The following is a 13,785-nucleotide window of genomic DNA, read 5'->3' as shown; positions in this document are numbered from 1 at the left end:
AGATTCAAGATGATTCGTTTGCGCCGTCTTTGGGTTATCGGCTGTTTTTGCTGGCCCTTGATCGTCTGGGCTGCGCCTCCGGCAGCCACGGTGCAACTGGAACCGGCGCAACAACAGTGGCTGGAGCAGCACCGCAGCCTGCGGGTCGGCATGGTGTTGCAGGCACCGTTTGCCCAGTTCGACCGGCGCTTGCAGCAGTTGTCCGGGGTCAATGTCGAGTTGATGAACATGCTCGCGCGCAACCTCGGTCTGGACCTGACCTGGCGCAACTTTGCCGACCAGGCCGAACTCGAGCGCGCCCTTGCGGGGGGCGAAGTGGATCTGGCTCCAGGCCTGACCCAGACGCCCGCCGGCCTGCGCCTTTGGCTGTTCAGCGACCCTTACATGCGCGTGCCGCAACTGATCGTCGGGCCGCGCAGCGGGGCGGTGGCGGTGGACCTGGAAAAAATCGGCGACGTCGAACGGGTCGCGGTGCGCATGCCCAGCGCGGTCGCCGATTACCTGCGTGCCACCTATTCCAACCTCAATCTGCAAGGCGTGCCCGGCGAGCGTCAGGCCCTGCAGTTGCTGGTCAGCGAACAGGCGCGCTATGCGGTGGTGGATGAGGCGCAACTGAGCCGGCTGTCCCGCGAGAGTGAGTTCAGCGAGCTGGCGGTGGTGGGCGACATTGGTTTTCCGCAACTGCTGCGAGTCGCTTCGCGGCGTGACTGGCCGCTGTTGGCCGATGTGCTTGAGCGCGGTCTGCAGGCGATCCCGCCCAAGGACCTGGAGCAGTTGCACAGCCGCTGGCTACAGCCCAAATACCCGCGCCTGAGCGAGTCTCCCGGTTTCTGGCAGAACCTGGCGTTGCTGTTCGCCGCCCTGTTTTTCAGTGGCGTGGCGATCATCATCTGGCAGCGCCGACAGCAGCATTTCCTCGAGCACAGCCTGTTGGCTGCGCGGGAAGATATCGCCCAGCGCCTGTCCCGCGAGGAGGCGCTGCGCCTGAGTCAGTTTTCCCTCGACCAGAGCACGGTCGGCATTCTCTGGGTGCACTGGGACAGCCATGTGCGCTATGCCAACCACGCCATCGAAACGATGCTGGGCTATGCACCGGGCGCCATGGCCGAGCGGCCGCTGATCGATTTCGACCCTGAATTGCACATGGACCGCTGGCTCGACCTGTGGAAGCGGGCACGGGCCAGCGACGAAAGTGCACAGCGCTTCGAAACCCGCTGGCGCCGGGCCGATGGCAGCCTGCTGCCGGTGGACATGTCGCTGAGTTTCCTGCGCTTTCGCGATGCCGAGTACCTGGTGGTATTCCTCACCGACGTGACCGAGCGCCGCCGCGCCGAAGCTGCCCAGCGCGAGAGCGAGGCGCGGCTCAAGGGCATCGCTGCCAACGTGCCGGGGCTGGTGTTCCGTCTGGAGCGTGATCCGGGTATCGACGAGCTGGAGTTTCCTTACATCAGCGAGGGCAGCGAGGCGCTGGTCGGTTATGCGCCGGCGGAAATCCAGCACCCGGAGATGGGCCTGCGCAATCTGGTGCACAGTGCCGACCGGACCGATTATCACCGGGTCCAGGACCATGCCTTGGCCACTGACAGCGACTGGTCCTGGCAGGGCCGTATCCTGACGCGCCAGGGCGAGCAACGCTGGGCCGACATCAAGGCCAGCGCCCGGACCCTCGGCGACGGGCGCGTGGTGTGGGACGGTATCGTCTGGGACATTACTCAGAGCAAGCAGGCCCAGCTGGAGCTGGCCAGTTCCCAGGAGCAACTGCGGGAACTGGCCGCGCACCTGGAAAGCGTGCGGGAGGAAGAAAAGGCCAGGATCGCCCGGGAGGTGCACGATGAGCTGGGGCAGATGCTGACGGTCTTGAAGCTGGAAACCTCGATGTGCGAACTTGCCTACGCCGATCTGGACCCCGGTCTGACCGAACGTCTGGGCAGCATGAAGCGATTGATCGCACAGTTGTTCCAGCTGGTTCGCGATGTGGCCACGGCCTTGCGCCCGCCGATCCTCGATGCCGGCATCGCGTCGGCCATCGAATGGCAGGCTCGCCGGTTCGAGGCGCGCACGCAGATCCCGTGCCTGGTGCAGGTGCCGGAAAACCTGCCGCCGCTGAGCGATGCCAAGGCCACCAGCCTGTTCCGGGTGCTGCAGGAGGCGCTGACCAACGTCATGCGCCACGCCCAGGCCCATACTGTGGAGATCAACCTGACCCTGGAAGGTCCGATGTTGTGCCTGAGCATCAGCGACGACGGGCTGGGTTTCGCCCAGGACGACAGCCGTCCCAGTTCCTTCGGGCTGGTCGGCATGCGCGAGCGGGTGCTGATGCTTGGCGGCGACATGCAGTTAGAAAGCGAGCCGGGCGAGGGCACCAGCCTGAGCGTGCGCATTCCTCTGGATTGAGACAGGAGTGAAACAGTGATTCGAGTATTGGTGGCCGAAGACCACACCATCGTGCGCGAGGGCATCAAGCAGCTCATCGGCCTGGCCAAAGATATGCAGGTGGTGGGCGAGGCGGGCAATGGCGAGCAGTTGCTCGATGCACTGCGCCACACCGAGTGCGAAGTGGTGCTGCTGGATATCTCCATGCCCGGCGTCAATGGCCTGGAGGCGATTCCACGGATCCGAGCACTCAACTCACCGCCAGCGATCCTGGTGCTGTCGATGCATGACGAGGCGCAGATGGCGGCACGGGCACTGAAGGTCGGCGCCGCCGGCTACGCCACCAAGGACAGCGACCCGGCGCTGCTGCTCACCGCGATCCGTCGGGTCGCTGGCGGCGGGCGCTACATCGATCCCGACCTGGCCGACCGCATGGTCTTCGAGGTGGGCCTGACCGACACCCGGCCTCTGCATTCGCTGCTGTCGGAGCGCGAGTTCTCGGTGTTCGAGCGTCTGGCCCAGGGCGCCAACGTCAACGACATTGCCCAGCAGCTGGCGTTGAGCAACAAGACTATCAGCACCCACAAGGCGCGGCTGATGCAGAAGCTCAATGTCACCTCGCTGGCGGAACTGGTGAAGTACGCGATGGAGCACAAGTTGCTCTGACTGTTCTGAAAGCGACACGCCGGAAAGGTGATGCCGCCTGGGCTTGCCAGCGATAGGCCACCAAGCCATACCTAAATCCGTCATCTTTGTAGGGCAATCCCTACAACCGACCTTCCAGCGCGCTGATATCAATCTCTCAGCGCCCCCGATTTGCGCCACCTCACGCCTTGATTACGCTTGGATCACAGCAGTCATCCAACAAAAAGGTGCGGGTATGAGTGAGGTCAATTCGAGCGCTGGAACCGGCGAAATCCTGGTCAGCTTCCGCGGTGTACAGAAGAGCTACGACGGCGAGTCGCTGATCGTCAAAGACCTCAACCTGGACATCCGCAAGGGTGAGTTCCTGACCCTGCTCGGCCCGTCCGGCTCGGGCAAGACCACCAGCCTGATGATGCTGGCCGGCTTCGAAACGCCGACCGCCGGCGAGATCCAGCTGGCCGGTCGCTCGATCAACAACGTGCCGCCGCACAGGCGCGACATCGGCATGGTGTTCCAGAACTACGCGCTGTTCCCGCACATGACCGTGGCCGAGAACCTGGCCTTCCCTTTGAGCGTGCGCAACCTGAGCAAGACTGACGTCAGCGAGCGGGTCAAGCGGGTGCTCAACATGGTCCAGCTCGATGCCTTCGCCCAGCGTTATCCGGGCCAGTTGTCCGGCGGCCAGCAGCAGCGTGTGGCCCTGGCCCGTGCCCTGGTGTTCGAGCCGCAACTGGTGCTGATGGACGAACCCCTCGGTGCGCTGGACAAGCAACTGCGTGAACACATGCAGATGGAGATCAAACACCTGCACCAGCGCCTGGGTGTGACCGTGGTCTACGTGACCCACGACCAGGGCGAAGCCCTGACCATGTCCGACCGCGTGGCGGTGTTCCACCAGGGCGAGATCCAGCAGATCGCCGACCCGCGCACCCTCTACGAAGAACCGAAAAACACCTTCGTCGCCAACTTCATCGGCGAGAACAACCGCATCAACGGCCGTCTGCTCAGCCGCGACGGCGACCGCTGCCTGGTGGCCCTGGCCCGTGGCGAGAAGGTCGAGGCGCTGGCGGTCAACGTCGGCGAGCCGGGCGAGCCGGTGACCCTGTCGGTCCGCCCCGAGCGCGTGCGCCTGAACGGCCACAGCGAAAGCTGCGTCAACCGCTTCTCCGGCCGGGTGGCCGAATTCATTTACCTGGGCGACCACGTGCGGGTCCGCCTGGAAGTCTGCGGCAAGGCCGATTTCTTCGTGAAGCAGCCGATCGCCGAACTCGACCCGGCCCTGGCCGTGGGCGACGTGGTACCACTGGGCTGGGCGGTCGAGCACGGACGTGCCCTCGATCCGATCCTGGAAGCCCAATGAGGTTTGCGATACCAACCCCTGCAACGTGGAGAAAATAAGAATGCTCAAGCACTTGAAGTTGACCGCACTGACCCTGGGACTGTTCGCTGCAACCCAGGCCATGGCGGCAAGCGATCTCACCGTGATTTCCTTCGGCGGCGCCAACAAGGCGGCGCAGGTCAAGGCGTTCTACGAGCCGTGGGAAAAGGCGGGTAACGGCAAGATCGTCGCGGGCGAATACAACGGTGAGATGGCCAAGGTCAAAGCCATGGTCGACACCAAGAGCGTGTCGTGGAACCTGGTAGAAGTGGAATCGCCGGAGCTGGCTCGCGGCTGTGACGAAGGCATGTTCGAAGAGCTGGATCCTGCGCTGTTCGGCAACGAATCCGACTTCGTCCCCGGCGCTATCCAGCCGTGTGGCGTAGGCTTCTTCGTCTGGTCCACGGTCATGGCCTACAACGCCGACAAGCTGAAGACCGCACCGACCAGCTGGAAAGACTTCTGGGACACCAAGAACTTCCCGGGCAAGCGTGGCCTGCGCAAGGGCGCCAAGTACACCCTGGAATTCGCCCTGATGGCCGACGGCGTCGCGCCGAAAGACGTCTACAAGGTGCTCGCCACCAAAGACGGCCAGGACCGCGCCTTCAAGAAACTCGACGAGCTGAAGCCGAACATCCAGTGGTGGGAAGCCGGCGCCCAGCCGCCGCAGTACCTGGCTTCCGGTGACGTGGTGATGAGCTCGGCCTACAACGGCCGGATCGCTGCGGTGCAGAAGGAAAGCAACCTGAAGGTGGTGTGGAACGGCGGCATCTACGACTTCGACGCCTGGGCCATCCCAAAGGGCGCGAAAAACGCCGAGGACGCCAAGAAGTTCATCGCCTACTCGGTCAAGCCCGAGCAGCAGAAGATCTACTCGGAAAACATCGCCTACGGCCCGGCCAATTCCAAGGCGGTCTCGCTGCTGTCCGACGAGATCAAGAAGGACATGCCGACCACCCCGGAAAACATCGCCAACCAGGTGCAGATCGACGTGGCGTTCTGGGCTGACAACAGCGAACAGCTGGAGCAACGCTTCAACGCCTGGGCGGCCAAGTAAGCCGTTCTGACGGAGCGCCGGCGTCCCCGTCGGCGCTCCTTGTTTCCAAGATTTCCGGAGTTCGCTATGGCCATCGCAGTGCCCCTCAAAGAAGGCGCAGGTCCCACCCTCAAGCAACGCCTTGCCCGTGCCGAGCGCGTCAACCGCTGGAAGGCGCAGGCGTTGATTGCGCCGCTGGCGCTGTTCCTGCTGCTGGTGTTTCTCGTGCCGATCGCCGCGCTGCTGTACAAGAGCGTCGGCAACCCTGAGGTCGTGGGCGGCTTGCCGCGTACCGTCGCCGCTGTGGCCGAGTGGGATGGCAAGAGCCTGCCGGGCGAGCCCGTGTACAAGGCGCTGAGCGAAGACCTCGCCGAATCGCGCAAGAACCAGACCCTGGGCGACCTGTCCAAGCGGCTCAACATGGAACTGGCCGGCTACCGCAGCCTGTTGGCGAAAACCGCCCGGGCGCTGCCGTTCAAGACCGAACCGGCCTCCTATAAAGATGCCATGCAGGAGCTGGATGAGCGCTGGGGCGACCCTGCCTACTGGCAGGCGATCCGCCGCAACACCAGCAGCGTGACCCCGTTCTACCTGCTGGCAGCCCTTGACCATCGCATCGACGACCTCGGCGAACTGGCCCAGGCCACCCCGGACCAGGCCATTTACCTGGACATCTTCACCCGTACCCTGTGGATGGGCTTCGTCATCACCGCCATCTGCCTGGTGCTGGCCTACCCGCTGGCGTACCTGCTGGCCAACCTGCCGACCCGGCAGAGCAACCTGCTGATGATTCTCGTGCTGCTGCCGTTCTGGACCTCGATCCTGGTGCGGGTGGCGGCGTGGATCGTGCTGCTGCAGTCGGGCGGCCTGATCAACAGTGCGCTGATGGCGCTGGGGATCATCGACAAGCCGCTGGAACTGGTGTTCAACCGCACCGGCGTGTACATCTCGATGGTGCACATCCTGCTGCCGTTCATGATCCTGCCGATCTACAGCGTGATGAAAGGCATCTCGCCGACGTACATGCGTGCCGCGATCTCCCTCGGCTGCCACCCGTTCACCAGCTTCTGGCGGGTGTACTTCCCGCAGACCTACGCTGGTGTCGGTGCCGGTTGCCTGCTGGTGTTCATCATGGCCATCGGTTACTACATCACCCCGGCGCTGCTGGGCAGCCCGAACGACCAGATGGTCAGCTACTTCGTGGCGTTCTACACCAACACCAGCATCAACTGGGGCATGGCGACCGCGCTGGGCGGCCTGCTGCTGCTGGCCACCGTGCTGCTGTACCTGATCTATAGCTGGCTGGTCGGCTCCAGCCGCCTGCGTCTGAGCTGAGGAGCGAAGTCATGCTGAGTCCGTACATGTCGCCCGTCGAGCGGGTCTGGTTCTACAGCTTGCGCATTCTCTGCGGGCTGATCCTGCTGTTCCTGGTGTTGCCGGTGCTGGTGATCATCCCGCTGTCGTTCAACTCCGGCAGCTTCCTGGTCTATCCGCTGCAGGGCTTCTCGCTGCAGTGGTACCACAACTTCTTCGCCTCCGATGAATGGATGCGCGCATTGAAGAACAGCATCATCGTCGCCCCGGCGGCTACGGTGCTGGCGATGGTCTTCGGCACCCTGGCGTCGATCGGCCTGACCCGCGGGGATTTCCCCGGCAAGTCGCTGATCATGGCCCTGGTGATTTCGCCCATGGTGGTGCCGGTGGTGATCATTGGTGTGGCCAGCTACCTGTTCTTCGCCCCGCTGGGGCTGGGTAACAGCTTCCTGTCGCTGATCCTGGTGCATGCGGTGCTGGGCGTGCCGTTCGTCATCATCACCGTGTCGGCGACCCTGCAGGGCTTCAATCACAACCTGGTGCGTGCTGCCGCCAGCCTGGGCGCCTCGCCGCTGACGGCATTCCGTCGGGTGACCCTGCCGCTGATCGCCCCGGGTGTGATTTCCGGTGCGCTGTTCGCCTTCGCCACCTCGTTCGACGAAGTGGTGGTGACCCTGTTCCTTGCCGGCCCTGAACAAGCCACGCTGCCACGGCAGATGTTCAGCGGTATCCGCGAGAACCTCAGCCCGACCATCGCCGCCGCCGCGACCCTGCTGATCGCTTTCTCGGTGGTGCTGCTGCTGACCCTGGAATGGCTGCGTGGGCGCAGCGAGAAACTGCGTACTCAGCAGCCTTCCTGACGGCAACTCGGGACCCTGTGGGAGCCGGCGTTGCCGGCGATGAGGCCAGACCAGGCAATGATGTTGTCAGTTCTGGCCCCATCGCTGGCAACGCCAGCTCTCACAGGGATTTCCATTCATCCATCAGTCGCCAGCCCCTGGCCTTTTGCCTGATGTACAATGCGCGCCACCGTGAATTTGCCCAAAGGTGCGCCATGCAGCCCTTCGCTATTGCTCCCTCGATCCTTTCCGCCGACTTTGCCCGCCTGGGCGAGGAAGTCGATAACGTGCTGGCCGCCGGCGCCGACATCGTTCACTTCGACGTGATGGACAACCACTACGTGCCCAACCTGACCATCGGCCCGATGGTCTGCTCGGCCCTGCGCAAGTACGGCGTGACCGCACCGATCGACGTGCACCTGATGGTCAGCCCGGTGGATCGCATCATCGGCGACTTCATCGAGGCCGGCGCCACCTACATCACCTTCCACCCGGAAGCCTCCCAGCACATCGACCGCTCCCTGCAACTGATCCGCGACGGCGGCTGCAAGGCCGGCTTGGTGTTCAACCCGGCCACCGGCCTGGATGCGCTGAAATACGTGATGGACAAGGTCGACATGGTCCTGCTGATGAGCGTCAACCCTGGCTTCGGCGGCCAGAAGTTCATCCCCGGCACCCTCGACAAATTGCGTGAAGCGCGAGCCCTGATCGACGCCAGCGGCCGTGACATCCGCCTGGAAATCGACGGCGGCGTGAACGTCAACAACATCCGCGAGATCGCCGCTGCTGGCGCCGACACCTTCGTCGCGGGCTCGGCCATCTTCAATACCCCGGACTACAAGCACGTCATCGACAAGATGCGCGCCGAACTGGCCCAGGCCCGCCCATGAGCGGCTTCGAGCAGCTGTTTCCCGGCAGCCTGCCCAGGCTGGTGATGTTCGACCTGGACGGAACCCTGATCGACTCGGTCCCGGACCTGGCGGCAGCGGTGGATCGCATGCTGCTCGAAATGGACCGTGCGCCGGCCGGTATCGAGGCGGTGCGCCAGTGGGTCGGCAATGGCGCACCGGTGCTGGTGCGTCGGGCCCTGGCTGGCGGGATCGACCACGCGGCGGTGAATGACGACGAGGCCGAGCGTGGCCTGGAAATCTTCATGCGTGCCTATGGCGAAAGCCACGACCTGACGGTGATCTACCCGGGGGTGAGCGACACCCTCAAGTGGTTGCGCCAGCAGAACGTGGAGATGGCCCTGATCACCAACAAGCCAGAGCGCTTCGTCGGTCCTTTGCTGGACCAGATGCAGATCGGTCGCTACTTCCGCTGGGTCATCGGTGGCGATACCTTGCCGCAGAAAAAGCCTGACCCTGCGGCGTTGCTGTTCGTCATGCAGATGGCCGGGGTGCCGGCCAGCGAAGCGCTGTTCGTCGGCGACTCGCGCAGCGATGTGCAGGCGGCGAAGGCGGCGGGGGTGCAGTGCGTCGGTCTGACCTATGGCTACAACCATGGCCGGCCGATCAGCGAGGAATTCCCGGCGCTGGTGATCGACGACTTGCGCGCCTTGCTCCCGGTTGCTTCGGTGCAGCCACTGAGCTAACGTTGAGCCCTTCAGTTCCCCACCCGGTAGAGATTCCATCGTGGTAGCACCTGGCAAACTCTGGATGAAAGTCATCAAGGCCCTGGCCCGTTGGCGTTGGCGCGCCTGACTTTCCTCCAGCCGGCACCGATCCGGCCCGTTTGCCATTTGACTCTTCTTGCCCTACTGCCACGAGGCAATCATGACCCGCGAAGAATTCCTGCGTTTGGCCGCTGACGGCTATAACCGCATTCCCCTGGCCTGCGAAACCCTGGCCGACTTCGACACGCCGCTGTCGATCTACCTGAAACTGGCCGACCAGCCTAACTCCTACCTGCTCGAGTCGGTGCAGGGCGGCGAGAAGTGGGGCCGTTACTCGATCATCGGCCTGCCATGCCGCACCGTACTGCGGGTGCATGACCACCAGGTGCGCATTACCCACGACGGCGTCGAGATCGAACGCCACGACGTGGACGACCCGCTGGCCTTCGTCGAAGCCTTCAAGGAACGCTACAAGGTGCCGACCATTGCCGGCCTGCCGCGCTTCAACGGCGGCTTGGTGGGGTACTTCGGCTACGACTGCGTGCGCTATGTCGAGAAGCGCCTGGGCAAATGCCCGAATCCGGATCCGCTGGGCGTGCCGGACATCCTGCTGATGGTGTCCGACGCCGTCGTGGTGTTCGACAACCTGGCCGGCAAGATGCACGCCATCGTCCTCGCCGATCCGGCCCAGGCCGATGCGTACGAGCAAGGCCAGGCCCGGTTGCAGGATCTGCTGGAGCAGTTGCGCCAGCCCATCACGCCGCGTCGCGGCCTGGACTTCAGCGGTCCGCAGGCCGCCGAGCCGGCGTTCCGCTCCAGCTTCACACAGGCTGACTACGAACGCGCCGTCGATACCATCAAGGAATACATCCTCGCGGGCGACTGCATGCAGGTGGTGCCGTCGCAGCGTATGTCCATCGACTTCAAGGCCGCGCCGATCGACCTGTACCGGGCGCTGCGCTGCTTCAACCCGACGCCGTACATGTACTTCTTCAACTTCGGCGACTTCCATGTCGTCGGCAGTTCGCCGGAAGTGCTGGTGCGGGTCGAAGACAACCTGGTCACCGTGCGTCCGATCGCCGGCACCCGCCCGCGGGGCGCGACCGAGGAAGCCGACCGGGCGCTGGAAGAAGACCTGCTGTCCGATGACAAGGAAATCGCCGAGCACCTGATGCTCATCGACCTGGGCCGCAACGACGCCGGTCGTGTGTCGGAAACCGGTTCGGTGAAGGTCACCGAGAAGATGGTGATCGAGCGTTACTCCAACGTGATGCACATCGTGTCCAACGTCACCGGCCAATTGAAGAGCGGCCTGACCGCGATGGACGCCCTGCGTGCCATCCTGCCGGCGGGCACCCTGTCGGGCGCGCCGAAGATCCGCGCGATGGAAATCATCGACGAGCTGGAGCCGGTCAAGCGCGGCGTCTACGGCGGTGCGGTGGGGTATTTCGCCTGGAACGGCAACATGGACACCGCGATCGCCATTCGTACCGCAGTGATCAAGGACGGCGAACTGCATGTGCAGGCCGGTGGCGGCATCGTTGCCGACTCGGTGCCGGCGCTGGAGTGGGAAGAAACCATCAACAAGCGTCGCGCCATGTTCCGCGCGGTGGCGCTGGCCGAGCAGACGCCTCGGTAGTAACTGCAGGCCCTATCGCTGGCAAGCCAGCGATAGGGCGTCAGCAACATCCTCATTCTGTTGCTGATCGCCTTTGTCCCGCTCTAGAACTCCAGGCTCAACGCCAGATTGACGCCTTGCTGCGTCAGCTCATCGCTTTTGCGCCAGTTGTAGCTGCCGCGCAGGGCCAGCCCCGGCGCCAGGCTCTGGCTTACCCCAAGACTCACCCGGTTCAGATTGCTCTGCGGCGTATAGCCGGTCAGGGTGAAGTCGTTGCCGGGCAGGCTGTTGAGGTGCATTGTCAGGTCCTGGCGGTCATCCTCGAACTCATGTTCATGAGCCACTTCGCCGAACAGTTGCGTCGCTGGCGCCACCCGGTATTTCCCCTGCAAGCCAAGGCCCAGTCGGCGTGAATCGCGTTTCTGGTCGTCGAAGGTCAGCGCCGTGGCGCGTGCGCCTTTCTCGCTGTAGCCATCCACCTCGACCCGTGCGTAATCTGCGCTGACGAACGGCGACAGTTGCCAGTCGCTGCCCGGTGTTGCCAGCTCGAAGCCGAGCCGGGCCGAGACGGCCAGCAGGTCACCCTCGGTATCGCCTTTTTCGCTGCGGTTGTTCGGGCCCAGGGCGAAGGTGCGTTCGAGGTCGTCGTAGTCCAGGCGCCCGCCCGTCAGCGCCGCATCGGCCCACCAGCGGCCCTGGTGAAATTGTGCGAAGGCGGTGGCGAGGTAGCTGTCGAGGCGGTAGTCGGAGTCCTGGGCGCCGGCTTCCAGTTTCTGCCGGTAGACGCCGCCGGCGATACCCAGGCGCCAGTTCTCGTCGACGCGGTAGCTGCCGCCCACGGTGAGGTTGTAGCCGCGACCATCGGCACTGACGGAACTGCGCTGGCTGTCGAAGTCCAGGTCCTGGCCGCCGGCGGCGACAATGGCCTGCCACTGCCCCACCGCTTGCCAGTCGCTCTGCCACTGGTTACGCAGTTCGTCCTGGTGGGCGCGCAGCGTGCCGTGGGCCATTTCCGGTAGCAGCGTCAGTTCCCATGGTGCGGAGAGGATCGAGTAACCGTAGTCGGCGATCATCCGCTGGCCGGCGATGGTCGGGTGCACCGAGTCGTTGAACAGCAGTTTGGTCGGGTCCGGGTTGGTGCCGCTGGCGCCATAGACCGGGTTCTGCGTGCAGCCGTTGCCGCTGTAGCAGGTGTTGATCAGGTTCTGGTCGCTGGCCAGCCCGAACTGCGCCGGGGCGGCGAGGGCTTCCTGGAACAGCAGCGGGATATTCAACGGGATGATCTCGGCGTCGATCTGTGCGAGCTGGCTGACCAGTGTCTGGTTGAACAGGGCGCTGAGTTGCGAGCTCGGTCCTTGCAATGGTGTGCCGTTGAGCGCGGGAGTGAGGCCAAGGTCGGGCAGCAGCCAGACCATGATGTAGCGGGCGCCGGCCTGTTGCAGGGCCTGGGCGCTGGCCGCCAGTTGAGTGGCCGATGTCGCGGCACTGGCGGGTGAGGTCACCAGCCCCTGGAGGAAGTCATTGCCGCCCCCGGTCAGGTAGTACAGCGCATTGGGATCGGCCAGGCGTCCGCCAGCGAGATAACCCGGCTTCTGGCGCAGCACCGTACCGGCGCCGGGGTTGCCGGGCGGGATCACCACCAGCGACTCGCCGGTGATGGACGCGAAGATCTGGTCGGTGCGGTAGCCCCCGGTCGCCCAGTTGTTGCCGTCGGGCACGCCGAGCGCGGCATTCACCGGCGAAGTGGAGGCATTCAGATCTCCGGGAGCGATGCCCAGGTAGCCGCCCAGGAGCATCGGCGACACCAGGGCAAAAGTGCCGTCGGCGTTACGGTTGGTATAGCGCTGGCTGTTGCCGGGCGGCCGGCTGGGATCGGGGAACTGGCCGGCGTCGGCGAGACTGTCGCCGAACACGATCAGGGTGGAGTAGGGCGAAGGTGAGGCGAGCGCGGTGGAGCAGGCGGCGGCCAGCAGGCACGCGGCGGATTGACGCAGATAACGGCGTTTTTTCATCGCAAGGGTCCTTCTTGTCATTGTTTTTTGGCATTGCGCCCGTTGAAGGTAGCAAATCCGTCGCTTCGTGCCCTGCCGATATTGCACGCGATGTGTCCGTAGGCTACTGTGCCGAAACGTATGAACGAGACTTTCCCCGTGTTGATCGTCAGCAAACTCTTGATGCGCGTTATCAAGGCCCACGCCCGTTGGCGTTGGCGCGCCTGACTTTATCTCCTGCCGGCCAGCGCCGGCCCGTTACGCTTTGCCTTTCCGAAATCGCTCCATCCGCCGCAGCAGCGGTCGCCATCGCTGTGCGCATGGCAGTTGGGGAAGGCAGTCATTCAAAGTCAGTATTCAAGAGGTTGAGCCCAGATGTTACTGATGATCGACAACTACGATTCCTTCACCTACAACGTCGTGCAGTACTTCGGCGAGTTGGGGGCAGAGGTCAAGGTCATTCGCAATGACGAGCTGACCATCGCCCAGATCGAAGCCCTGCAACCCGAGCGCATCGTCGTGTCTCCCGGTCCCTGCACGCCGACCGAAGCCGGTGTTTCCCTCGAAGCCATCCGCCATTTCGCCGGCAAGCTGCCGATCCTCGGCGTGTGCCTGGGTCACCAGTCCATCGGCCAGGCCTTCGGTGGTGATGTGGTACGCGCCCGCCAGGTGATGCATGGCAAGACCAGCCCGGTCGTCCATGAAGACAAAGGTGTATTCGCCGGCCTGAACAATCCGCTGACCGTGACCCGTTACCACTCGCTGGTGGTCAAGCGCGAAACCTTGCCCGACTGCCTGGAACTGACGGCGTGGACCGCGCTGGAAGACGGCTCGATCGATGAAATCATGGGCCTGCGTCACAAGACCCTGAACATCGAGGGCGTACAGTTCCATCCCGAGTCGATCCTCACCGAGCAGGGCCACGCGCTGTTCGCCAATTTCCTCAAGCAGACCGGCGGCCACCGCTAAGGATTGA

At 64.0% G+C, this 13,785-nt stretch carries 10 protein-coding genes and 1 pseudogene; 10 read left to right on the top strand and 1 reads right to left on the bottom strand.

The features are described 5' to 3' along the window. The first annotated feature begins 9 nt into the window (after positions 1-9). The 9 genes and pseudogenes from AC05QJ_RS29425 to trpE all read left to right on the top strand — a co-directional run bounded on the left by AC05QJ_RS29425 (position 10) and on the right by trpE (position 10,839). The gene (locus tag AC05QJ_RS29425; RefSeq protein WP_476744677.1) at positions 10-2,394 is read left to right on the top strand and encodes a PAS domain-containing sensor histidine kinase; all 2,385 of its coding nucleotides are present in this window, start codon (positions 10-12) and stop codon (positions 2,392-2,394) included. 15 nt (positions 2,395-2,409) lie between these two features. After that, positions 2,410-3,039, top strand: a complete 630-nt coding sequence (locus tag AC05QJ_RS29420; protein WP_476744676.1) for a response regulator — start codon at positions 2,410-2,412, stop codon at positions 3,037-3,039. A 214-nt stretch (positions 3,040-3,253) separates the two neighbouring features. Then, positions 3,254-4,378 carry an ABC transporter ATP-binding protein gene (locus AC05QJ_RS29415; protein ID WP_476744675.1) on the top strand — a complete coding sequence of 375 codons (1,125 nt, stop codon included), beginning with the start codon at positions 3,254-3,256 and terminating at the stop codon, positions 4,376-4,378. A gap of 40 nt (positions 4,379-4,418) precedes the next feature. Further along, positions 4,419-5,453 carry an ABC transporter substrate-binding protein gene (locus tag AC05QJ_RS29410; protein ID WP_476744674.1) on the top strand — a complete coding sequence of 345 codons (1,035 nt, stop codon included), beginning with the start codon at positions 4,419-4,421 and terminating at the stop codon, positions 5,451-5,453. Between the two features lie 66 nt (positions 5,454-5,519). Next, positions 5,520-6,767, top strand: a complete 1,248-nt coding sequence (locus tag AC05QJ_RS29405; protein ID WP_476744673.1) for an ABC transporter permease — start codon at positions 5,520-5,522, stop codon at positions 6,765-6,767. 11 nt (positions 6,768-6,778) lie between these two features. Further along, positions 6,779-7,606 carry an ABC transporter permease gene (locus AC05QJ_RS29400; RefSeq protein ID WP_476744672.1) on the top strand — a complete coding sequence of 276 codons (828 nt, stop codon included), beginning with the start codon at positions 6,779-6,781 and terminating at the stop codon, positions 7,604-7,606. 194 nt (positions 7,607-7,800) lie between these two features. After that, positions 7,801-8,475 (top strand): ribulose-phosphate 3-epimerase, encoded by a 675-nt coding sequence (rpe, locus tag AC05QJ_RS29395; RefSeq protein ID WP_476744671.1) that lies wholly within the window; start codon positions 7,801-7,803, stop codon positions 8,473-8,475. Continuing rightward, positions 8,472-9,288 (top strand): annotated as a pseudogene (locus AC05QJ_RS29390) (phosphoglycolate phosphatase). The gene rpe and the pseudogene AC05QJ_RS29390 overlap by 4 nt, the downstream one beginning before the upstream one ends. Positions 9,289-9,360: 72 nt before the next feature. Continuing rightward, positions 9,361-10,839, top strand: coding sequence for an anthranilate synthase component I (gene trpE, locus AC05QJ_RS29385; RefSeq protein WP_476744670.1), 1,479 nt, complete (start codon positions 9,361-9,363; stop codon positions 10,837-10,839). Between the two features lie 83 nt (positions 10,840-10,922). On the opposite strand, the gene estP is transcribed toward trpE, so the two are convergent. Continuing rightward, on the bottom strand, positions 10,923-12,830 hold the full coding sequence (gene estP, locus AC05QJ_RS29380; RefSeq protein WP_476744669.1) for an esterase EstP: 1,908 nt from the start codon (positions 12,828-12,830) through the stop codon (positions 10,923-10,925). Between the two features lie 354 nt (positions 12,831-13,184). Here estP and AC05QJ_RS29375 point away from each other — a divergent pair, with 354 nt between their 5' ends. Then, complete coding sequence (locus tag AC05QJ_RS29375; protein WP_476744668.1) at positions 13,185-13,778, top strand: aminodeoxychorismate/anthranilate synthase component II; 594 nt, start codon at positions 13,185-13,187, stop codon at positions 13,776-13,778. Positions 13,779-13,785 lie beyond the last annotated feature (7 nt).

It is taken from the genome of Pseudomonas sp. TUM25319, from assembly GCF_056388475.1.
This window is presented reverse-complemented; position numbering and strand designations above follow the sequence as displayed.